The organism is Vibrio sp. 1288, from assembly GCF_033344475.1.
The window spans coordinates 1-600 of sequence record NZ_JAWPOX010000795.1; the positions used below are offsets into that span (position 1 = coordinate 1).

The 600-nt window shown below is 45.0% G+C and carries 1 pseudogene; it reads right to left on the reverse strand.

What is annotated here, in order from left to right:
* A pseudogene (locus R8O11_RS29420) lies at positions 1 to 570 on the reverse strand (D-hexose-6-phosphate mutarotase); the annotation flags it as partial.
* Between the last annotated feature and the right edge of the window lie 30 nt (positions 571 to 600).

A 600-nucleotide genomic window follows, 5' to 3' on the forward strand; every position in this document is an offset into this window, starting at 1 on the left:
GCTATTTTTCAAGCTGTCGATGTACTCGTTGCCCATACCTGTTGTTTGCGCTTGTTTGATATCGCCCACGTTTAGGTAAGTATGTAATGCGCCTGAGAACGTCCAAGCTTCATCATCGATATTAAGAACTTTCAGCGTTACTTTGAGTTCGTCACCCACTTCGACAAGAAGACGCGCATCAAACATGTGTGGCCAAATTTGATGTGTTTCTTCGGTTGGGAACAGTGCCAACTCGACGATGACACCATTTTCATTTTCACGGTGCTCAACTAATTCCCATTCGGATGTACGCGCAAAGCCATGAGCTGGTGCAGCAATACGGCCAAACCAAGGCCAACAAACAGGAATGCCACCACGTAATGCTGCTTTGCCATCAAAAATGGCTTTTTCGCTCATCCAGATCAAGTCTTCTTGACCTTGTGGTGCGTACGAGACTACATGACCGCCGTGTAAAGCAATACCTGCTGTCGCTTTGTCATGAATAATACGAACGATCTTTACGTTATCGATTTCGACAACAGTTACGTTGTCTGAAAGAACAGTTAGAGGAGGAAGAGTTTTTAAATCCATGTGCTTGTTTCCTACACTGGGGAAGAGGTA